This window comes from Streptomyces venezuelae, from assembly GCF_008642295.1.
Taxonomy (GTDB): Bacteria; Actinomycetota; Actinomycetes; order Streptomycetales; family Streptomycetaceae; genus Streptomyces; species Streptomyces venezuelae_C.
Map to the genome: position 1 here is coordinate 3340637 of NZ_CP029190.1, position 19644 is coordinate 3360280.

General features: G+C 72.1%; 21 protein-coding genes. 14 read left to right on the top strand and 7 right to left on the bottom strand.

From position 1 onward, the window contains the following. Positions 1–41 precede the first annotated feature (41 nt). On the top strand, positions 42–1508 hold the full coding sequence (locus DEJ50_RS14530; RefSeq protein WP_190344492.1) for an NCS2 family permease: 1467 nt from the start codon (positions 42–44) through the stop codon (positions 1506–1508). Here DEJ50_RS14530 and DEJ50_RS14535 read toward each other — a convergent pair. Continuing rightward, entirely contained in the window at positions 1501–1683 is a 183-nt protein-coding gene (locus DEJ50_RS14535; RefSeq protein WP_031146958.1) for a hypothetical protein, read from the bottom strand. The two genes, DEJ50_RS14530 and DEJ50_RS14535, sit on opposite strands and share 8 nt — an antisense overlap. A gap of 178 nt (positions 1684–1861) precedes the next feature. On the opposite strand from DEJ50_RS14535, the gene DEJ50_RS14540 reads away from it, so the two are divergent. From DEJ50_RS14540 to thpR, 5 genes are all read left to right on the top strand, one after another. Further along, positions 1862–2233 carry a DUF6932 family protein gene (locus DEJ50_RS14540; protein ID WP_150208447.1) on the top strand — a complete coding sequence of 124 codons (372 nt, stop codon included), beginning with the start codon at positions 1862–1864 and terminating at the stop codon, positions 2231–2233. Positions 2234–2533: 300 nt separating this feature from the next. Then, on the top strand, positions 2534–3340 hold the full coding sequence (locus tag DEJ50_RS14545; protein WP_223837756.1) for a hypothetical protein: 807 nt from the start codon (positions 2534–2536) through the stop codon (positions 3338–3340). Between the two features lie 50 nt (positions 3341–3390). After that, positions 3391–3828 (top strand): MarR family winged helix-turn-helix transcriptional regulator, encoded by a 438-nt coding sequence (locus DEJ50_RS14550; protein WP_150208448.1) that lies wholly within the window; start codon positions 3391–3393, stop codon positions 3826–3828. Positions 3829–3852: 24 nt separating this feature from the next. Continuing rightward, positions 3853–5178: an MFS transporter gene (locus DEJ50_RS14555; RefSeq protein WP_190344493.1), complete on the top strand. Its 1326-nt coding sequence runs from the start codon at positions 3853–3855 to the stop codon at positions 5176–5178. Positions 5179–5205: 27 nt separating this feature from the next. Then, positions 5206–5763, top strand: coding sequence for an RNA 2',3'-cyclic phosphodiesterase (gene thpR / locus DEJ50_RS14560; protein ID WP_150208450.1), 558 nt, complete (start codon positions 5206–5208; stop codon positions 5761–5763). A gap of 131 nt (positions 5764–5894) precedes the next feature. On the opposite strand, the gene DEJ50_RS14565 is transcribed toward thpR, so the two are convergent. Beyond that, positions 5895–6884, bottom strand: coding sequence for an aldo/keto reductase (locus DEJ50_RS14565; RefSeq protein ID WP_150208451.1), 990 nt, complete (start codon positions 6882–6884; stop codon positions 5895–5897). Between the two features lie 203 nt (positions 6885–7087). Between DEJ50_RS14565 and DEJ50_RS14570 the strand changes: the two genes are divergently transcribed. Both DEJ50_RS14570 and DEJ50_RS14575 read left to right on the top strand, forming a co-directional pair. Beyond that, positions 7088–10333: a M36 family metallopeptidase gene (locus DEJ50_RS14570; RefSeq protein ID WP_150208452.1), complete on the top strand. Its 3246-nt coding sequence runs from the start codon at positions 7088–7090 to the stop codon at positions 10331–10333. Positions 10334–10338: 5 nt separating this feature from the next. Then, on the top strand, positions 10339–10755 hold the full coding sequence (locus tag DEJ50_RS14575) for a hypothetical protein (protein WP_150208453.1): 417 nt from the start codon (positions 10339–10341) through the stop codon (positions 10753–10755). A 35-nt stretch (positions 10756–10790) separates the two neighbouring features. Here the strand turns inward: DEJ50_RS14575 and DEJ50_RS14580 are convergent, their stop codons facing one another. After that, a complete protein-coding gene (locus DEJ50_RS14580; RefSeq protein WP_150208454.1) occupies positions 10791–11477 on the bottom strand; it encodes a GDSL-type esterase/lipase family protein in 687 nt (228 codons plus the stop codon). A gap of 67 nt (positions 11478–11544) precedes the next feature. Between DEJ50_RS14580 and DEJ50_RS14585 the strand changes: the two genes are divergently transcribed. Continuing rightward, complete coding sequence (locus DEJ50_RS14585; protein WP_150208455.1) at positions 11545–12579, top strand: WD40 repeat domain-containing protein; 1035 nt, start codon at positions 11545–11547, stop codon at positions 12577–12579. A 21-nt stretch (positions 12580–12600) separates the two neighbouring features. Here DEJ50_RS14585 and DEJ50_RS14590 read toward each other — a convergent pair whose 3' ends face one another. After that, on the bottom strand, positions 12601–13038 hold the full coding sequence (locus DEJ50_RS14590) for a Rieske (2Fe-2S) protein (RefSeq protein WP_150208456.1): 438 nt from the start codon (positions 13036–13038) through the stop codon (positions 12601–12603). Between the two features lie 142 nt (positions 13039–13180). Beyond that, on the bottom strand, positions 13181–14098 hold the full coding sequence (locus DEJ50_RS14595) for a DUF3027 domain-containing protein (protein WP_150208457.1): 918 nt from the start codon (positions 14096–14098) through the stop codon (positions 13181–13183). Positions 14099–14474: 376 nt separating this feature from the next. Between DEJ50_RS14595 and DEJ50_RS14605 the strand changes: the two genes are divergently transcribed. The 4 genes from DEJ50_RS14605 to DEJ50_RS14620 all read left to right on the top strand — a co-directional run bounded on the left by DEJ50_RS14605 (position 14475) and on the right by DEJ50_RS14620 (position 18030). After that, positions 14475–15857 (top strand): MFS transporter, encoded by a 1383-nt coding sequence (locus DEJ50_RS14605; RefSeq protein ID WP_411757605.1) that lies wholly within the window; start codon positions 14475–14477, stop codon positions 15855–15857. A 74-nt stretch (positions 15858–15931) separates the two neighbouring features. Beyond that, complete coding sequence (locus DEJ50_RS14610) at positions 15932–16426, top strand: DUF2771 domain-containing protein (protein ID WP_150208458.1); 495 nt, start codon at positions 15932–15934, stop codon at positions 16424–16426. Between the two features lie 19 nt (positions 16427–16445). Continuing rightward, entirely contained in the window at positions 16446–17180 is a 735-nt protein-coding gene (locus tag DEJ50_RS14615) for a futalosine hydrolase (protein WP_150208459.1), read from the top strand. Next, positions 17170–18030, top strand: coding sequence for a 1,4-dihydroxy-6-naphthoate synthase (locus tag DEJ50_RS14620; RefSeq protein ID WP_150208460.1), 861 nt, complete (start codon positions 17170–17172; stop codon positions 18028–18030). The genes DEJ50_RS14615 and DEJ50_RS14620 overlap by 11 nt, the downstream gene beginning before the upstream one ends. A gap of 97 nt (positions 18031–18127) precedes the next feature. Here DEJ50_RS14620 and DEJ50_RS35415 read toward each other — a convergent pair whose 3' ends face one another. Then, the gene (locus DEJ50_RS35415) at positions 18128–18511 is read right to left on the bottom strand and encodes a cold-shock protein (RefSeq protein WP_125650518.1); all 384 of its coding nucleotides are present in this window, start codon (positions 18509–18511) and stop codon (positions 18128–18130) included. Positions 18512–18710: 199 nt separating this feature from the next. On the opposite strand from DEJ50_RS35415, the gene DEJ50_RS14630 reads away from it, so the two are divergent. Then, positions 18711–18965: a hypothetical protein gene (locus DEJ50_RS14630; RefSeq protein WP_150208461.1), complete on the top strand. Its 255-nt coding sequence runs from the start codon at positions 18711–18713 to the stop codon at positions 18963–18965. Here DEJ50_RS14630 and DEJ50_RS14635 read toward each other — a convergent pair. Then, a complete protein-coding gene (locus DEJ50_RS14635; protein ID WP_411757606.1) occupies positions 18953–19615 on the bottom strand; it encodes an HAD family hydrolase in 663 nt (220 codons plus the stop codon). The genes DEJ50_RS14630 and DEJ50_RS14635 overlap by 13 nt on opposite strands. Positions 19616–19644 lie beyond the last annotated feature (29 nt).

A 19644-nucleotide genomic window follows, 5' to 3' on the forward strand; every position in this document is an offset into this window, starting at 1 on the left:
CTTTCGTACGAATCCACCAAAACGAACCACTTGAGGACCGCATGAGCACCTCGGCACCCGCCGCGGCCCCCACCTCCACGGCCCCTGCCGCCCCGGCCCCTCCGGCCGGCGGCAACGGCCTGGACCGCTATTTCAAGATCTCCGAGCGCGGCTCGACCGTGGCCCGCGAGATCCGCGGCGGATTCGCCACCTTCTTCGCGATGGCCTACATCATCGTGCTGAACCCGATCATCCTGGGCAGCGCGAAGGACATGTACGGCCACCAGCTCGACGGCGGCCAGCTGGTCACCGCCACCGTACTGACGGCGGCCTTCTCCACCCTCCTGATGGGCGTCATCGGCAACGTCCCGATCGCCCTCGCGGCCGGCCTCGGTGTGAACACCGTGGTGGCCCTCCAGCTCGCCCCCCGGATGAGCTGGGCCGATGCCATGGGCATGGTGGTGCTGGCCGGCTTCGTGGTGATGCTCCTGGTCGCCACCGGCCTGCGCGAGCGGGTGATGAACGCGGTCCCGGTGGGCCTGCGCAAGGGCATCGCGATCGGCATCGGCCTCTTCATCCTGCTGATCGGCCTGGTGGACTCGGGCTTCGTCTCCCGCATCCCGGACGCCGCCCACACCACGGTGCCGCTCCAGCTCGGCTCGGGCGGCCATCTCCAGGGCTGGCCGGTGCTGGTCTTCGCCCTCGGCGTGCTGCTCACACTGGCCCTGCTGATCCGCAAGACCCCGGGCGCCATCCTGATCTCGATCGTCGTGATGACGGTGGTCGCGGTCGTCGTCCAGCTGCTGGCGGACCTGCCGGGCAAAGCCTGGGGACTGACCGTCCCCGAGTGGCCGGGCAACCCGGTGGCCGCGCCCGACTTCGGGCTGGTCGGCCAGGTCAGCCTGTTCGGCGGCTTCGAGAAGGTGGGCCTGCTCACCGGCCTGCTGTTCGTCTTCACCGTCCTGCTGTCCTGCTTCTTCGACGCGATGGGCACCATCCTCGGCGTCGGTGACGAGGCCAAGCTGATGGACAAGCAGGGCAACTTCCCGGGCATCAACAAGGTGCTGCTGGTGGACGGCCTCGCCGTGGCCTCCGGCGGCGCCACCTCCGCCTCGGCCACCACCTGCTTCGTGGAGTCCACGGCCGGCGTCGGCGAGGGCGCCCGCACCGGCCTGGCGAACGTGGTGACCGGCGGCCTCTTCACGGTGGCCCTGTTCCTGACCCCGCTGGCCACCATGGTCCCCTCACAGGCGGCCACCCCCGCACTGGTCGCGGTCGGCTTCCTGATCCTGGCAGGCTCGATCCGGGACATCGACTGGAGCGACTTCACCATCGCCGTCCCGGCCTTCCTGGCCATGGTCACGATGCCCTTCACCTACTCGATCACCAACGGCATCGGCATCGGCTTCATCGCCTTCAGCGCACTGCGACTGGCGACCGGCCGGGGCCGTGAGGTCCCGGTGGCCATGTACATCGTGTCGGCGGTGTTCGTCTTCTACTACGCGATGCCGGCCCTCGGCCTCACGTAAGCCCGTAGAACTTCTCCGTCTCGTCGACGGCCGCCTTGAAGCGCTCGTCGAAGTCGTCGCGAATGAGCGTCCGGACCACATAGTCCTGGACGCTCATTCCGCGTTTGGCGGCATGAGTCCGGAGGCGTTCGAGGAGCTCCCCGTCTATGCGCATGCTCAGCACATGTGTCCCCATGCCGAAAGCGTCGGGGCCGGCGAGTCGACGCGTGTCACTTTCCGGAACCGTCTCACCCGTACGAGTGACTTTGCCGAACCCGCAGGTGGCCAGCGCGCGGCAGCCAAGCCCCTGATGGGTCACGCACACTCCCGCTAGCATGAGCCGCCGACGCAGACATTCACGCGAGGGGGGTGTGATGGGCGTACTGCCGGACTTGGATCCGAAGACGGGTCTGCTGCCGCCGGGCCGGTACCCGGCCAGCCTGTCGCACCTGGAACGGGCATACGTTTCCGCTCCCGGTTTCGCGGACTCATCGACCCGCCGACACCTGTGGGAAGAGTGGCAGTGCCATCGCGCAATCGTCGAGGCCGAGACGGGCGACATCGCACGGACGTGGCTGGGCGGCAGCTTTGTCAGCGCAAAGCTCGATCCCGGCGATATCGACGTCACCTACCTGCTTCACTCCCACGTCTACGACGCTCTGGATCGAGACTCGCTCGTGTCGCTCGATGACCTCACCGACAGGTCGTGGTGCGTGGAGCGCGGAATGCGCATCGACGCAACCTGATCCGCCTGCCTGAGGACGTTCCTTTCTGGAGGCTGCACCCCAGCGCTTTCACGGCTGTACAGAACGATTCAATGCGCGCCGCGGATATGTGGAGGTGCGGCCATGACAGCTCCCGCACCCCTCCCCGACCGGAATGACAGGGAGGCCTTGCGCCGCTGGATGCGCGCGAACAGGCGGACCGAGGACGGCCGTGTCGTCCCTACGACTCCCGAGGAGTTCGCGGCAGGACAGCGTGCCCGGCTGTTCCAGGAGGGTGGACCTGGAGCTCCGGAGGCTACGAACCCCCGCAAACGCCTGGACGTGGCCCTGACCGGGGAGGCCACGGCCGGCCACACCGTCCGCCTCGCGGTGCTCGGGCCCTTCCTCGCCAACCTTCAGGAATCGGTCCATTCGGTCGCCCAGGCTCTGACCGGACGCCCCACCACGCATGCCGCCATCCCGAAGAACATCCGTGATGTGACCACTCTGAGCGCAGCAGCCCTCTTTCCGTCCTCGTTCGGAGTGGCCCTCTACGGCCCCGAGGTCAGCGAGGCCACCGAGGGCGGGGAGCACCTCTTCCCCGACCCGACCGAGGCCGTCCTCGACGACGCCATCAACACCGTGCTCGACGTCGTGGATCTCTCGGAAAGTGCGGGGCTCTCGGACGACGGCTTGGCCGAGGAACTCGTGCCCTTGGGGCAGCGCGCCATGAAGCACATCGGCGCGCTGACCGCCGGGCTGACCGAAGCCCAGATCGGCTTGAAGGTTGCCTGGCACCCGAAGCAAGGGCGCGTACGGCAGAGCGTCTGGACTCCGGACGGAGCCCGGCGCGTCCGCGATCTCTGCGAGCAGAGCGAGTTCAGCAGCGGCGCCCCGATGACCCTCACGGGATGGCTTGGGAGCGCGAGCGCCCTGCGGGGCACTGTCGAGATTCGCACCGACAACGGAGAGATCATCCGCGCAAAGACGGACGAGGCCATCACCCGCAGCCTGCGGAGCCACTTCGGAAACCTTGTCCGAGCCGAGGTGGAAGTGACTGTCGTGCGTGCCGCTGGTGGTCGCGAACGGCGCAACTATGCGGTGATCTCACTGCACAGCCTTGACCCGGACACTCCCGGGAGCACGTGAGCAGGGATACCGGGTGTTCTTTAGGTAAGGTAATGAGTTACTCTAAAGACATGCCCGACCTCACCCATGGCGACGATGCTGCCGCCGTGAACGACCTCCGCTCGGCCGTCATGCGGCTGGGCCGGCGCCTGAAGCACCAGCGCGTCGACGAATCGCTGAGCCCGACCGAGATGTCGGTGCTCGGCACCCTTGCCCGCTGCGGCCAGGCCACCCCCGGTGAGCTGGCCCGGCGCGAGCATGTGCAGCCGCCCTCGATGACCCGCATCGTCGCGCTGCTGGAGGCCAAAGGCCTGGTCAGGCTGGAGCCGCACCCGGACGACCGCCGCCAGAAGGTGGTCAGCCAGACGGAGGAGGCCGAAGCGATGCTCGAGGAGAGCCGTCGCAAGCGGAACGCCTTCCTGGCCCGGCTCGCGGCCGAGCTGGACGAGGACGAATGGGCCAAGCTGAGAGAAGCGGCGCCCGTCCTCGAAAAGCTCGCCCACCTGTAGGAGCGACCAAGGAGGCGAACGCCTTTGAGTACGGGAAACGGAGCAGACTCCGCCCCCGGACCGATATCCACCTCTACCAAGAACTCGATGTTCAGCTCGCTGAAGATCCGGAACTACCGGCTCTTCGCGACCGGCCAGGTCGTCTCGAACACCGGCACCTGGATGCAGCGCATCGCCCAGGACTGGCTGGTCCTCTCCCTGACCGGGTCCGCCTCCGCCGTCGGCATCACCATCGCCCTGCAGTTCCTGCCGATGCTGCTCTTCGGACTCTACGGAGGCGTCCTCGCCGACCGGCTGCCGAAGCGGCCCCTGCTGCTGGCCACCCAGGGTGCGATGGGCCTCACCGGCGCCGCACTGGGTGTCCTCACCCTCACCGGGCAGGTCCAGGTCTGGCACGTCTACCTGACCGCCTTCCTGGTCGGGATGATCACGGTCGTCGACAACCCGGCCCGGCAGTCCTTCGTCTCCGAGATGGTCGGCCCCGACCGGCTGGCCAACGCGGTCAGCCTGAACTCGGCGAACTTCCAGTCCGCCCGGCTGGTCGGCCCGGCGGTCGCCGGCGTGCTGATCACCGCCGTCGGCTCCGGCTGGGCCTTCCTCCTGAACGGCCTGTCCTTCGCCGCCCCGGTCATCGGGCTGCTGCTGATGCGCCCGCAGGAGCTGCACCCGACGGAGCCCCGGCCCCGGGCCAAGGGGCAGCTGCGGGAGGGCCTGCGCTATGTCGCCGGCCGCCCCGAGCTGGTCTGGCCCATCGTCCTGGTCGGCTTCATCGGCACCTTCGGGTTCAACTTCCCGATCTGGCTGACCGCCTTCACCGAGGACGTCTTCCACGCCGACGCCGGAACCTACGGCCTGCTCAACACCCTGCTTGCGGTCGGCTCCCTGGCCGGCGCGCTGCTCGCGGCCCGGCGCGGCCGGGCCCGGCTCCGGCTGCTGGTCGCCGCCGCCGCGCTGTTCGGCGGCCTGGTGGCGGTGACCGCCTTCGCGCCCGGCTTCTGGCTCTTCGCGGCCCTCCTGGTGCCGGTCGGGATGTTCGGCCTGACCGTGAACGTGGTGGCGAACTCCAGCGTCCAGATGGCCACCGACCCCGAGATGCGGGGCCGGGTGATGGCCCTGTTCATGATGGTCTTCTTCGGCGGCACCCCGCTCGGCGCACCCCTGGTGGGCTGGGTGACGGACCACCTCGGCGCCCGTACGGGCATGGCGGCGGGCGGCCTGATCTCGCTGGCCGCCGCCCTGGCGGTGGGCCTGGTGCTGTGCCGGGTGGGCAGACTCCGGCTGCGCGTCGGCCGCCACGGCGTCGCCTTCGTCCCATCCGCCCGCCCGCGCGAGCTGGTCCGGGTGGCTTAGCCTTCCGGGTGGCTTAGCCTCGCGGGTATGAGACTCTTCGCCGCCGTGTTGCCCCCCGAGGGTGCCGTCGCCGAACTGCGCGGTGCCGTGGCCGCGTTGCCGCCGAACGAGCGGCTGCGCTGGACCCAGGAGCCGGGCTGGCACTTCACCCTCGCCTTCATGGGCGAGGTCGAGGACGGACTCCTGCCCGAGCTGTACGAACGGCTCGGGCGGGCAGCCGCCCGCACCCCGCCCTTCCCGCTGCGCCTGCACGGCTCCGGCCACTTCGGCAACCGCGCCCTGTGGACCGGTGCCGCAGGCGGGCTGGACGGGCTGCGGATGCTCGCCGAACGGGCCGACGCCGCCGCCCGGCGGGCCGGCGTACCGATGGAGCAGCACCGCCGGTACACCCCGCACCTGACGGTGGCCCGCAGCGCCCACCGTGACGCCGACCTGCACCCCCAGCTGAGCGCCCTCGCCCCCTTCGAGGGCACTCCCTGGCAGGTCAGCGAGCTGCACCTGGTCCGCAGCAACCTCCCGACCAGCGGGATCCCGGGCGAGCAGCCCCGCTACGAGGTGGTCCGGTCCTGGCCGCTGACCGGGTGACCCACGTCATTCGTTACGCTCGATGCGTGGATCCGAAGACCAGAAACCGCGTCATGGCCGGTGTGCTCGTGTTGATGTTCGCCGTCGTGGCGGTCGCTTCTGCCCTGAAGTGACCGCCACCGACCGCGTCCTCACCAGGCGAAGGCCTCCGGGGACGGGCCCGGCCCGGGGAAGATCTCGTCCAGGGCGGCCAGCGTCTCCGGCCCCAGCTCCAGGTCCAGCGCCCGCAGTGCGCTCTCCAGCTGTTCCGGCGTACGCGGGCCGACGATCGGCCCGGTGACCCCGGGGCGGGTCAGCAGCCAGGCCAGGGCCGTCTCGCCGGGCTCCAGGCCGTGCTTGTCCAGCAGGTCCTCGTACGCCTGGATCTGCGCCCGCACCGAGCTGTCGGCCAGTGCCTCGGCGGTCCGGCCCTCGGCGCGCCGCCCGCCCGAGACCTCCTTCTTGATCACGCCGCCGAGCAGGCCGCCGTGCAGCGGGGACCACGGGATCACCCCGAGGCCGTACTCCTGCGCGGCCGGGACGACCTCCATCTCGGCGCGCCGCTCGTAGAGGTTGTACAGGCACTGCTCGCTGACCAGCCCGACCATGCCGCGGCGGGCGGCGGTCTCGTTGGCCTGGGCGATCTTGTAGCCGGGGAAGTTCGAGGAACCGGCGTAGAGGATCTTGCCCTGCTGGATCAGTACGTCCACGGCCTGCCAGATCTCCTCGAAGGGAGTCAGCCGGTCGATGTGGTGGAACTGGTAGAGGTCGATGTAGTCCGTGCGCAGCCGGCGGAGGCTGGCCTCCACCGCGCGCCGGATGTTCACCGCCGAGAGCCGGTCGTGGTTGGGCCAGGCGTCGCCGTCCGCGGCCATGTTCGCGTAGACCTTGGTGGCGAGCACGGTCTTGTCGCGGCGCCCCGTGCCGTGCGCGAACCAGGAGCCGATGATCTCCTCGGTCCGGCCCTTGTTGGCACCCCACCCGTAGGCGTTGGCGGTGTCGAAGAAGTTCAGACCCGCGTCGAGGGCGGCGTCCATGATCGCGTGGCTGGTCGGTTCGTCGGTCTGCGGACCGAAGTTCATGGTGCCGAGGACGAGTCGGCTGACCTTGAGTCCGGTGCGTCCGAGCTGCGTGTACTCCATGGGCACCAAGCCAACTGCTTCGAGTGGACTCGAAGCAAGAGCCGCCGCACCCGCCGACGCCCGTCCGAAGCCCGGCGCCGCCCGTCCGACGCCCGGCGGCGGACGGGTACACGCCCGGCACCCACCCGGAGAGCCTCGTTGACCTGCACTTCCGGCTGCGTTACTTCACAGGCGTGACCAGAAGGCGCTTTCGCACCAGGCTGTTGACCGCAGCGACCACCACCACCGGCATCCTCCTCGCCCTCGCCCTCGTCCCGGCGTTGCCGGCCGGCGCCGCCCCGCCCGGCCCCGGAGACCGTGCCGGCGCCCGCGCCGCCGCGGACACCGCGGACCCGACCGTCCGCCGTGACCCCGCATCGGGGCACGCCCGGATGGTCTTCAAGACCGGCGGCTACCTGACCGAGCCGTCCACCGCCTCCCCCGAGGCGATCACCCTCGGCTACCTGCGGGCCCACCGCGAGGCCTTCGGCCTCTCCGAGCGGCAGTCCAGGCAGCTCACGGTGGTGTCCTCGTACCCGACCAGGCACAACGGGGCCCAGCAGGTGACCATCGGCCAGCGCATCGACGGGATGCGCGTCCACGGCGGGCTGCTCACCGCCACCGTGGACAAGGAGGGCCGGCTGGTGATCGTCGGCGGGATGGCGGCGACCGGCGAGCCGGCCGGCACCGTCGAGCTGACGGCGCAGGAAGCCCTCGACGCGGCGGCCGATGCCCAGGGCGCGAAGGCCAAGCGCCGGCTCCAGGGCACGGACAACCGGGACAAGGGCCGGCAGAAGTTCACCAACGTCTACGCCGAGCGGCTGACCAAGCCCAACGACGTGACCGCGGAACTCGTCTGGTTCCCCGCCGCCTCCGGCCGTGAACTGCGCCCGGCCTGGCTCACCGACATCGAGGCCTCCGGCACCTCCTGGTACCAGACGGTGGTGGACGCCGGGGACGGCGACATCCTGAGCAAGGAGAGCCGGTACCGGCACGCCGGCCCCGAGGGGACCGTCTTCACCACACAGCACCCGGACGTCGCCGGTGCCGCCCGGACGGTCCAGCCGTTCAGCGGGCAGGACGGCTCCTGGGTGACCGACCGCCTCACCCAGGGCAACAACGTCAACGCCTACCGGGACGAGGACGGGGACAACCTGGTCCCGGACACCGGGAACGACGCCCTGCGCCCCCAGACCCCGGCCGCCGGCGACCCGGCCCACCAGCACTTCCACTACCCGTTCGGCGACACCTGGCGCACCAACGCCGCCGCCACCCAGGCCAACCTGGACGCGGACCTGAACGCCGTCACCACGCAGCTCTTCTACTACACCAACGTGATGCACGACTACCTCTACGCCCTGGGGTTCGACGAGCCGTCACGGAACTTCCAGGTGAACAACTTCGGCCGCGGCGGGGCGGGCAACGACCCGGTGCTGGCCGAGGCCCAGGACGGCTGGGACAACGGCTGTACGACCGGCACCCCGCCCACCGCGATCCGCTGCCTGAACAACGCCAACTTCGGCACCCCCGGTGACGGTGCCAGCCCGCGCATGCAGATGTTCATGTGGCAGCCGTTCCGGCCGTGGCGCGACGGTTCCCTCGACGGGGACGTCATCGCCCACGAGTACGGCCACGGCGTGTCCGAACGCCTGGTGGCGGCCGGCAACCTCGGCGGCGGCCACCAGACCGGCGCGCTCGGCGAGGGCTGGTCGGACACCATCTCCTTCCTCAAGTGGGGGGACGCGGTGGTCGCCGAGTACGTCACCGGCAACACCTCCACCGGCATCCGCTCGCAGCGGTACGACACCTCCACCGAGGGCTGGGGAACCTTCGACCCGGCCCGCGGAGTGCACCGCAACGGCGAGGTCTGGGCGGCCACCATGTACGACATCCGCGAGGCGAAGGGCATCGGCTACACCCAGCAGATCGTCATCGACGGCATGAAGAACACCGTCACCTCGCCGAGCTACCTCGACGCCCGCGACGGCATCCTGGCCGCCGACATGACCAACACCGGCGGCGCCAACCAGTGCCTGCTGTGGCGGGTCTTCGCCGGGCGGGGCATGGGCGCCAATGCGGCGTCCAGCGCCGACCAGAGCACCGAGACGGCCGACTCCACCGTCCCGGCCGCCTGCCTGCCCACCGCGGAGGCCGGCGGCCCGTACACCACCACCGAGGGCACCGACGTCACCCTCGACGCGTCCGGCTCGACGCCGGGGACGGCCCCGTCGGCCGGCACCCTGTCGACGTACGAGTGGGACCTCGACAACGACGGCGACTACGACAACGCCACCGGGGTCACCACCACCTTCAGCGCGGTGGGCCAGGACGGGAGCTTCACCGTCGGGCTGCGGGTGACCGACAGCGCCGGCAACACCGACACCGACACCACCACCGTCACCGTCTCCAATGCGGCACCCGTGGTCTCCCTCCAGCCGATCGACCCGGCTCCCGAGAACACCCCGGTCACCCTGGCCGGCACCCTCCGCGACCCGGGCTGGCTCGACCCGCTGACCGCCACCGTCGACTGGGGTGACGGCGCCGGTGCGCAGCCGCTCACCGGCACGCTGGAGAACGTCCGCCCCGATGCGACCCTGAGCTTCTCGGTCCCCCACACCTACGGGGACGACGGCACCTTCACCATCCGGGTGTGCGGCACCGACGACGACACCAGCAGCTGCGCGACGGTCGGCGCGCCGATCACCAACACCAACCCGACGGCCGCCATCTCCGCCGCCGGCCAGACCACGTACAACGGCCAGCAGGCCTTCATCGCGCACGCGGGCCGGCCGATCGATGTGACCGGCTCGTCCACCGACCCGGGCAGTGACGACCTGACCCTGACCTGGAGCTGGGGAGACGGCTCCTCGGACAGCCTGGTCTCGCTGGTGAACCCGCCGGCCACCGACCCGGACCCGAGCCCCTCGGTCCAGCCGCGCCATGTGACGGCGACCAGGTCCCACGCGTACGCGCAGGCCTGCCTGTCCACGCTGACCTTCACCGGCGCGGACGACGACAGCGGCAGCGCCTTCGCCACCGCGGCCGTCATCACCCAGGGCAACGCGCTGCGGGCCCGCAATCAGGCCTACTGGATGGGGCAGTACGACGGTCGGCCGCCGAACCAGTTCACCCCGGCGCAGCTGACCTGTCTGCTGAACGTGGCCTCGTTCATGAGCTCGGTGTACGGGCCGCTGACCCACACCCAGGCGTACGCGATCCTGAGCTCGGGCTCCCCCGAGGCCCGGGCGCTGATGTCCACTCAGCTGCTGGCGGCCTGGCTCAACTTCGCCAACGGCTCGTACGACCTGACCACGCGGGTGGACACCAACGGGAACTGGATCCCGGACACCACCTTCGGGGCGGCGATGGCCGCCGCCGAGGCCGTCTACCGGAACCCGGCGTCCACCGGGCTCCAGCTGGCCGCGCAGACGAAGATCCTGCTCCAGTTCAACGTCCGTGACGGCGGCTGACCTCGGTGGCCGGGCATCGACTGGCCTGGCTCGCCGCCCTCGCACTCCTCACCGGGTGCGGGGGCGGCGGGCCGGTGCCCTCGGCGGCGGATCCGCCGCTGACGGGGACGAGCGCCACCGCCGCGGCCTCGCCGGCGTCCCCGGCTCCGGCGCGGGGCCGCACCCTGACCGCGGCGGACGACGGGTTCACGGGGCGGCTCGCGGTCGGGGAGACGGCGGTGCTGCGGCTGCCGGCGGACCCCTCGGGCAGCAGGCCGGAACCCACCGTGGCGGGTGATTCCGTGCTGCTGATCCGGATCGCGAACGTGACGGACCCGGGGCTGCGCGAGTGGGAGATCCGCGCGGTGCGGCCGGGCACCGGGGTGGTGACGGTGTCGGGGGGTGACCGCACTCCGGCCAGGTTGACCTTCGTCGTCTCCTGACGCCCGGGCGGGCCGGCCCCTGAGTCAGCCCCTGGTCAGTCCCGGGGCCGGTACGGCCCGCCCAGGCCCCAGGCCTGGTGCATCACGGCGGCGAACTCCCCCGCCAGCCGGTGCTCCCCGGAGGCGTTGGGGTGGGTGCCGTCGTAGGTGTCGTAGTGGATGTCGTACGCCTCCGGGCGGGCCGCCAGCAGCAGCGGCGAGGCGTCCGTGGACAGGTCGGCCACCGCCTTGGCCAGCAGCTCGTTGAAGCGGGCGACCTCGGCGGCGAAGGGCGCGTCGGTCTCGGCACGGCTGTTGGGGATCACCGGCAGCAGCACCATCCGCACGGACGGACGCGCCTGCCGGGCCGCCGTGACGAAGGCCCGGGCATTGGCGGCCGTCTGGTCGGCGTCGGTGTAAAAGCCGAGGTCGATCAGGCCGAGGGAGACCAGCAGCACGTCCGGCTTGTGGGCGGTGACGGTGCCGCCGATCAGCGGGGCCATGTGCTGCCAGCCCTCGCCCCAGCCGGCCAGGTGCCGGCGGGCGTGCGCGGGGAAGTCCGGGTCGGCGTAGTCGTGGGAGACGGGCGCGTCCGCGAAGGTGTCGTACACCTCGGTGCGCGGGCCGACGATCTTGTAGGGGCCACCGAAGGACGCGTTGAGGTGCTGCCACATCCGGTAGCGCCAGGTGTAGTCGCCGGCGCGTCCGATGGTCATGGAGTCGCCGACGAACATGAAACGCATCCCGTCATCATCGTGGATGGGGCGGGCCACGCCGCTGTGATGCCGGACACCCTGGCAGGCTGGGGGTATGCGCCGACTTCCGCCCGTCCTGGCCACCGTGGTCCTCGCCGCGACCGCCGCCACCGCCGTCACCACCGCCACCACCGCGTCCGCGGCCGAAGCGCCCGCCTCCTTCGTCATAGAGGATCCGCGGATCACCGAGTCCAGCGGCCTGGCGGCCAGCCGCAGGCACCCGGGCGTGTACTGGACGCACAACGACAGCGACGACGGCCCGTACGTCTACGGGGTGGACGCGGCCACCGGCCGCACGGTCGCCCGGGTCACCATGACGGGGGTGGGCCGGCCGCGCGATGTCGAGGCGGTCTCGCTGGGCCCGGACGGGCAGTTGTACGTCGGCGACATCGGCGACAACCGCAACGGCGGCTGGGACCACGTCTGGATCTACCGCTTCCCGGAACCGGAGCGGCTGGGCGATGTGACGGTGAAGGCCGCCCAGTTCACCGTGAAGTACGCGGACGGGCCCCGGGACGCCGAGGCGCTGATGGTGCATCCGAAGACCGGGCGGGTCTACATCGCCAGCAAGGACCGGGAGAAGGGCGGGCTGTACGAGGGCCCGGCGCAGCTGTCCACCGGCGGGGCGAACGTGTTCCGGCGGGTCGCGGCCGTGCCGTGGGTGACGGACGGGGCGTTCTCCCCGGACGGCAGCCGGCTGACCCTGCGCGGCTATCTCGTCGCCCGGTCCTATCCGTGGCGGAACGGGCTGCCGGAGGGCGGGGGCGAGTCGGTCGGCGCGCCCTGGCAGGGGCAGGCGGAGTCGGTGACCTATTCGGCGGACGGCTCGGCGCTGATGTTCGGGGCGGAGGGCGCGAAGAGCCGGGTGGTGGCGGTCCCGGTGGCGGGCGGCTCCGGCGGCTCCTCGCCGGGCCCGTCGTCCCGCCCCCCGGGCGGCGCGGGGCAGCCGGGCGCCCCGACCGCCGGTGCCGCCGCCGACCCCGAATCCGCTGGGGAGGGCGGCAACTTCACGCGGGGCGCGCTGGTGCTGGCGGGCGCGACCGTGCTGGTCATGGGCGCCCGGCGGCTGCTGCGCCGGCGCAGCGGCTGAGGGCCGCCGCCCGGCCCCGCCTCAGCCCAGGTTGATCTTGTCGCCGGCGACGGTGATCTTCGCTGCCGGGAGCGGGCGGGTGGCCGGGCCACTGGCCACCGAGCCGTCCTCGACCTTGAAGAAGCTCTGGTGGCAGGGGCACACGATCTTTCCGTCCGTCACCGAGGTGACGGCGCAGCCCTGGTGGGTGCAGACCGCCGAGTAGGCCTTGAACTCCCCGGCCTTGGGCTGGGTGACCACGACCTTCTGGTCCTTGAAGACCTTGCCGCCGCCGACCGGGATCTCCGAGACCGCGGCCAGCTCCCGGGCGGGTCCGGCGGCCTGCGCCTCGCCGACGCCGCCGGTCGTGGCGCCCTCGGCACTGTCCTCGTCGCCCTGGCCGCAGCCGGCCAGTGCGGTACCGGCGAGAGCCGCGGCGCCTGCTGCGAGGACCGTCCGCCGGCGGGTGGTGTCGCCCATGCCATGTCTCCTTCGTCGTGGGTGGTCCGTCGACTGTTGTCACGGGAGTGCACTCCGCAGCCAACACGTACCACCCGCGCCACGGGTTCACGCCATGTTCGGTCCGACCGGCCGCACGGCCCGCGCCGGGGCCGGGGCCGGGTCAGCTGTGGCCGAGGTCGGCCGAGGTGGTGTCCGGCGGGGGGATCTGGCCCTCGTCCGGGGTCGGGCGGAGCGGGAACTCGTCCGCCCGCATCGAGTCCAGCACCGGCGGCGCCGGCCTCGGCGGCTTCGGCATGACCGCGGCCTCCGAGTGCCCTCCGCACCCGTACGACAGCGACACCAGCCGGCCGTCCGCCGGCCCGAACTCGTTCGCGCAGACGCCGAAGGCCTGGCCCAGCGAGCCGCCGATCTTCACCAGGAAGCCGCAGGAGACACAGGAGGCCGGGGCCGCCTGGGCCATCGGGGTCTTCGCGCCGTAGGACTCGTCCCAGCGGTCGGCCGCGGTGTGCAGCCCGTACCGGGACAGCACCCGGGCCCGGCGCATGCCGAGCTCCTCGGCCACCGCGGCGATCGAGCCGCGCTCCGGCACCACCACACGGTCCGTGAGCGCCGCGTCCTCCGCCTCCGCGAGGTCCGCGAGCTCCTCCGAGAGCACCGAGTTCGGCGGCGGCGCGTCCTCACCCGTGTAGCCGGGCTCCAGCCGCAGGTCCTCGGCGTCCGTCGGCAGCAGATCGCCGGGGCCCATGTCGCCGGGCCGCAGCCGCTCGCTCCACGGCACCCACTCCGGCGCGAGCAGCGCGTCCGGCCCGGGCAGCAGCACCGTTTCGTCGAGGGTGACCAGTTTCGCGCGGGAGGCGCGGGTGACGGTGACGGCCCAGCGCCAGCCCCGGTAGCCCGGCTCCCGGCACTCGAAGAAGTGGGTGACGACCCGGTCGCCCTCCGCTACGACGGAGACGTGCTCGCCCACGATGCCGGGGGCCGCGGCCTCCTCGGCCGCCGCGCGGGCGAGTTCCACCGCCTCGGCGCACAGGCGGTCGGGGGTGCGGGGGGTACGGCTTCGCGTGGTCGCAGCACTCACTGGTCTCGTTCTCTCCTACGCCGTCTCACGAGTGCGCCGTCCGTACTTGTCGTCCACGACGACCCGTCGGTCAGTCCCCTGCGTGGCACGGGCGGAGCGGACCAGAGGGCCGCGTCGACGTCCGCGCCCGATGGGTCCCGGGCACACCTACTGCTATCCATTCTGCGGGATCGCGAAGAGGCGCGCGGCCAGGAGCAACCGCCGGTGGCGCGCTACGCACGCTACCTCCTTCGAAGCCCTGGGCCCACATGCAAGTCCGATTCGCGGACTTCCCCGCCCGCCCGGATCGCGCCCGGAGCCCGCCCCGGCACCCTGCAACCGGGCCCGTGCCGCGGCGAAAAGAGTCTGCGGAGCCCTACTGGGGCACTATGGCCACGTGGCACCCGTACGGTCGTCCGACGACGGCTCGGGCCGCGTCCGGAGGGCGGGCCGGGCCGTCGGGCATGCCCTGCACCAGCCGATCACCGGCACCGCCCGCGGAATCCGCCGGGCCACCCACGCCCACGGCGCCGGGGAGTCCGGCCTCGGCAAGCTGATCGAGCTGCACGCCGTCAACGGGGCCGGCGATGTGATGATCACCGTGGCGCTGGCCTCGACGGTGTTCTTCTCGGTGCCCACGGACGAGGCCCGCGGCCGGGTCGCCCTCTACCTGGCCATCACCATGCTCCCGTTCACCCTGCTCGCCCCGGTGATCGGCCCGCTGCTGGACCGGCTGCCGCACGGCCGGCGCGCCGCCATGGGGGCGTCGATGCTGGCCCGCGCCCTGCTGGCGCTGATGATGTCGGGCGCCGTGGCCACCGGGGGGCTGGAGCTGTACCCGGCGGCGCTGGGCGTGCTGGTTGCGTCCAAGGCGTACGGGGTGGTGCGCAGTGCGGTGGTACCACGGCTGCTGCCGACCGGGTTCTCGCTGGTCAAGGCGAACTCCCGGGTGACCCTGGCCGGCCTGCTGGCCACCGGGGTGGCGGCCCCGGTGGGTGCCGGGCTGCATCAGATCGGGCCGCAGTGGCCGCTGTACGGGGCCTGCGCGGTGTTCCTGGCGGGCACCTTCGCAGCGTTCACCCTGCCGCACAAGGTGGACGAGGCCAAGGGCGAGCGCCGGGCCCGGCTGTCCACCCACGAGCGGCGCTCGCGGCGGCCGGGGCTCCGGACGGTGGGGCCGTCGGTGCTGTGCGGGCTGGGGGCGAACGCGGCGATGCGCGGCCTGTCCGGGTTCCTGATCTTCTTCCTGGCGTTCCTGCTGCGCGAGCACCCGCTGGCCGGGCAGAGCGCGGCGGTGTCCCTGGGCATCGTCGGGGTCTCGGCGGGCCTCGGGAACGCCTGCGGCACGGCGGTCGGCGCCTGGCTGCGGGCGCGGGCCCCGGAGACGATCGTGGCCGCGGTGCTGTCGCTGACCCTCGCGGTGGCGATCGTCGCGGCGGTGTTCTTCAGCGGGCTGATGGTGGCGGTGCTCGGGGCGACGGCCGGGTTCTGCCAGGCACTGGCGAAGCTGTCCCTGGACGCGATGATCCAGCGGGACGTCCCGGAGTCCGTGCGGACCTCGGCCTTCGCCCGGTCCGAGACGGTGTTGCAGGTGGCGTGGGTGCTCGGGGGCGCGATCGGGATCGTGCTGCCGCTGAACGGGGTGCTGGGCATGTCGGTGGCCGCGACCATCGTCGCGGCGGGCACCGTGATGGCGCTGCGCGGGCTGCTCACCGCCCTGCACCCCCGTACCCCGGGCTCGCCCGGCTCCCCCGGCTCGCCCCGCCCCCGCGTGGCCTAGGGGGTGTCCGCCGCCCGGCGGGGCGGGGACACCCCGTGCGGTGGGGGCGGGGTCCGCCCGATAGCCTTCGGCTCATGACCGCACCGCTTATCCCGGGTAGGGCCCGCCGCAGCGTCGCGGCCCTCGGGGCCGTGTCCGCCGGCCTCCTCCTTCTGTCCGCCTGCGACAAGCCGACCCCCCTGGCGACCGTGACGGTCGGCAGCTCGTCGGTGTCCGCCGAGGCAGTCTGCGTCCCCGAAGGGGGCAAGAAGGACATCAGCATCGAGAAGACCCAGGAGTGCCTGGCCGACATCAAGAAGGCCAAGCCCATCGAGTACGGCCGGGGCGACACCCTGCGCCTCGGTGTCGAGCCGGAGATCGTGGAGCACGGCAGCACCTGGCAGCCGGTCCTGGACGGCCAGCCCATCACGGACCAGTCCGGGAACACCTACCGCAGCTTCCCGAACGTCGACATCTTCGCCACCGGCGGCCAGGGCGAGACCCCGGCCTCCAAGCTGCTGAACATCGTGCAGTTCTCCAAGGACGGCAAGCCGCAGTCGGTCTGGTCGTTCAAACTGAAGCTGAAGTAGTCCGGGCCCAGGACGCCCGGTGCGCGCGCTCATCGTGACCGCGGTGGCGGCGGAGGCAGAATCCGTCACCACCGGTCTCACCCCTCATCCGGACCCCGTGGAAGCGGGGCCGCGCACACTGCCCGGCGGTTACCTCATCACCCGCCGGGACCTGCCGGGGCTGGCCCTCGACGTGCTCGTCGCGGGCGTGGGGCCGGCCGCCGCTGCGGCCGGCACCGCGACGGCCCTGGCGCTCGCCCCGGCCGCCTCGCCGTATCAGGTCGTGGTGTCCGCCGGGATCGGCGGCGGGTTCGCGCCCGCCGCCCCGCTCGGCTCGCTCGTCGTCGCCGACGCCATCGTCGCCGCCGATCTGGGCGCCGAAACCCCCGACGGCTTCCTCGCCGTCGACGCGCTCGGCTTCGGGCGGAGCGTCCATCTGCCGCCCGCCGAGCTGGCCGCCCGCGCCGCCGAGGCCACCGGAGGGCTCCTCGCACCGGTGCTGACCGTCTCCACGGTCACCGGCACCGCCGCCCGGGCCGCCGAACTCGCCGCCCGGCACCCGCTGGCCGGGGCCGAGGCCATGGAAGGCTTCGGAGTGGCCGAGGCCGCCGCCGCGCACGGGCTGCCCGTGCTGGAGATCCGCGCCGTGTCCAATGCGGTCGGACCGCGCGACCGGGACGCCTGGCGGATCGGCGACGCGCTGGCCGCGCTGGCCCAGGCCTTCCGCGTGCTGGGACCCGTACTCGCGAACTGGGGAGAACGCCATGACCGCTGAGGCCGTCGCCGCGACCGTGAAGATCGCCTACTCGCCCTGCCCCAACGACACCTTCGTCTTCGACGCCTGGGCGCACGGCCGGGTCCCGGGCGCTCCGGTGCTCGACGTGACCTTCGCCGACATCGACCTGACCAACGGCATGGCCGAGCGCGGCGAGCTGGACGTGCTGAAGGTGTCGTACGCCGTACTGCCGTGGATCCTGGACGAGTACGCCCTGCTGCCCTGCGGCGGGGCCCTCGGGCGCGGCTGCGGCCCGCTGGTGCTGAGCCGGGAACCGGGGCTGGACCTGACCGGCCGGACCGTCGCCGTGCCCGGCGAACGCTCCACCGCCTACCTGCTGTTCCGGCTGTGGGCGGCCGATGTGCTGCCCGGGGATGTCGGCAAGGTGGTCGTGATGCCGTTCCACGAGATCATGCCGGCGGTCCGGGACGGGAAGGTGGACGCCGGCCTGGTGATCCACGAGGCGCGGTTCACCTATCAGGACTACGGGCTGCACTGCCTCGCCGACATGGGCGAGCACTGGGAGTCCACCACCGGGCTGCCGATCCCGCTCGGCGCGATCGTCGCGCGGCGGTCGCTGGGCGCGCCGACGCTGCACGCGCTGGCGGCGGCGGCCCGGACCTCCGTCCTGATGGCCTGGGACGATCCGGAGGCCTCGCGGCCGTACGTACGGGCGCACGCGCAGGAGCTCGACCCGGCGGTCGCCGACCAGCACATCGGGCTGTACGTGAACGAGTTCACGGCCGGGCTCGGCGATGACGGGTACGCGGCGGTGCGCGGGCTGCTGACCCGGGCGGCGGCGGAGGGCCTGGTACCGCCGATCGCCCCGGACGCGCTGGCCTTCCCGTAACGGGCCCGGGCCCGTTCCGGCGAACAACTGTGCCCCGCCACTCGAAGGAGTGGCGGGGCACAGCTGCTTGACCGGATGGTCCGGACAGCTCGGCGGCTCAGACGTCGAGCTGGTCGGCCACCGCCCGCAGCAGGCCGGCGATCTTCGCGCCCTGCACCTTGTCGGGGTAGCGCCCGCGCTCCAGCATCGGCGTGATGTTCTCCAGAAGCGTGGTCAGGTCCTGGACGATGGAGGCGAGCTCGTCCGGCTTGCGCCGCTGGGCCGCCGCGACCGACGGGGCCGGCTCCAGCACCGTCACCGAAAGGGCCTGGTCACCGCGCTGACCCGCGACCACACCGAACTCGACGCGCTGGCCGGGCTTGAGGGCATCGACTCCGGCAGGGAGCACCGACGAGTGGACGAACACGTCCCCGCCGTCATCCCGGGAGAGAAAGCCGAAGCCCTTCTCACTGTTGAACCACTTGACCTTGCCGGTAGGCACGTCTGTCCTCTGTCCTTGCTCGTCGGTCCGAATTGCCGTCCGGAACACCCGGGAACACCCAGGAAAACGGCTCCGGATAGCAGTGCAGCGGGTCATCTGTGACCCGCCACCTCTCAGGCTAATGGTCTCGGAGCGGCTGACAAGACGTCGCCCGGTCGGAACCTGTTGGCCGCTTCGGCCAGGGAACTACCCTGGTGGGGTGACTGCTACTCCTCAGCCCGACGAAGCACGGCCCGGCGACGCATTGGTCAAGGCGGGCGGGATCGTGTTCGTCCTCGGTGCGCTGGCCACCCTGGCGACCATGGCTCCACTGTTCCTGGACACCGACCCGTTCCCGTCGTACGCCTGGGCGGTGTGCATGCTGATGGGCGTCGGCTTCATCATCTCGGCCGCCGGAGTGCTGCGCGGGATCGCGGCGCAGCGCCGCGCAGCGCGGGCCTCTCAGATGTCCTGAGCGGCGAAGTACCTCTCGGCGTACTCCTTCAGCCAGGCCGGCAGGGCGGTGAGGTCGGGCAGCACCACGTCCGCGCCCGCCGCGCGCAGCTCGGGCTCCGGGCAGGGGCCGGTGGGCACCGCCACCGACAGCGCGCCGGCGGTACGGGCGCCGCGCACGTCGCCGACGTGGTCGCCGACGTACACCTGCGCCCCGTACTCGCGCAGCGCGCCCGCCTTGGCCTCCGCCCACAGCCAGCCGATCACGGCGTCGGGCTCGATGCCGAGGTGGGCGAGGTGCAGCCGGGCGTTCGGCTCGTGCTTGGCGGTGACCACGATGGCCCGCCCACCGAGCGCCTGCACGGCCTCGACGGCCTCGCGTGCACCGGGCATGGCCGGGGTCGGCGCGATGGCGTGGGTGGGGTAGATCTCCCGGTACCGGTCGGCCATCGCCGGGATCTCCCTCTCGGGAAACCAGTACGCAAGCTCCTCGTCGAGCGGCGGCCCGAGCCGGGTGATCGCCTCGTCGGCGTCGATGAAGGTCCCGGTCTCGGCGGACAGGGCCACATAGGCGGCCTTGATGCCCGGCCGGGAATCGATGAGGGTCATATCGAGGTCGAACCCGACCGTAAGGGTCGGCCGCGTCCGGGCACTGTGCGTCATACGCGCCATTGTGCCGACCGGCTTGCCGCCACCGGGAA

Coding starts and splice junctions, on each gene's coding strand:
- DEJ50_RS14530 (WP_190344492.1), top strand. CDS start 42: ATGAGCACCTCGGCACCCGCCGCGGCCCCCACCTCCACGGCCCCTGCC.
- DEJ50_RS14535 (WP_031146958.1), bottom strand. CDS start 1,683: ATGGGGACACATGTGCTGAGCATGCGCATAGACGGGGAGCTCCTCGAA.
- DEJ50_RS14540 (WP_150208447.1), top strand. CDS start 1,862: ATGGGCGTACTGCCGGACTTGGATCCGAAGACGGGTCTGCTGCCGCCG.
- DEJ50_RS14550 (WP_150208448.1), top strand. CDS start 3,391: ATGCCCGACCTCACCCATGGCGACGATGCTGCCGCCGTGAACGACCTC.
- thpR (WP_150208450.1), top strand. CDS start 5,206: ATGAGACTCTTCGCCGCCGTGTTGCCCCCCGAGGGTGCCGTCGCCGAA.
- DEJ50_RS14565 (WP_150208451.1), bottom strand. CDS start 6,884: ATGGAGTACACGCAGCTCGGACGCACCGGACTCAAGGTCAGCCGACTC.
- DEJ50_RS14580 (WP_150208454.1), bottom strand. CDS start 11,477: ATGCGTTTCATGTTCGTCGGCGACTCCATGACCATCGGACGCGCCGGC.
- DEJ50_RS14585 (WP_150208455.1), top strand. CDS start 11,545: ATGCGCCGACTTCCGCCCGTCCTGGCCACCGTGGTCCTCGCCGCGACC.
- DEJ50_RS14590 (WP_150208456.1), bottom strand. CDS start 13,038: ATGGGCGACACCACCCGCCGGCGGACGGTCCTCGCAGCAGGCGCCGCG.
- DEJ50_RS14610 (WP_150208458.1), top strand. CDS start 15,932: ATGACCGCACCGCTTATCCCGGGTAGGGCCCGCCGCAGCGTCGCGGCC.
- DEJ50_RS14620 (WP_150208460.1), top strand. CDS start 17,170: ATGACCGCTGAGGCCGTCGCCGCGACCGTGAAGATCGCCTACTCGCCC.
- DEJ50_RS14635 (WP_411757606.1), bottom strand. CDS start 19,615: ATGGCGCGTATGACGCACAGTGCCCGGACGCGGCCGACCCTTACGGTC.